Source organism: Streptomyces sp. SID9727 (assembly GCF_010550605.1).
Classification (GTDB): domain Bacteria; phylum Actinomycetota; class Actinomycetes; order Streptomycetales; family Streptomycetaceae; genus Streptomyces.
This window is the reverse complement of record NZ_JAAGNI010000169.1, coordinates 1-218: the sequence shown is the minus strand read 5'-3', so window position 1 is coordinate 218 and position 218 is coordinate 1. Positions and strand designations below refer to the sequence as shown.

General features: G+C 77.1%; 1 pseudogene. It reads left to right on the top strand.

Going from position 1 to position 218, the window contains the following annotated elements:
* Window positions 1-218 (top strand): annotated as a pseudogene (locus tag G3I41_RS11220) (FMNH2-dependent monooxygenase); the annotation flags it as partial.

Here is a 218-nt window from a genome sequence, read left to right as displayed (position 1 = left end):
CGCCCTGCGGGTGCTCGCCGCGCTCACCGTCGACCTCGGCGACGCCGAGGCGGCACCGGAACCGGGGCTGGCCGACGAGCCCTCACCGGCCGACCGGGGAACCTACTACCGGGGCGGGCCGGTCGACCTGGCCGCGCTGATCACCCGGTGGTACCGGGCCGGCGCGGTCGACGGCTTCCACCTCACCCCGATCACCCCCGGGCGCGACCTCGAACGGA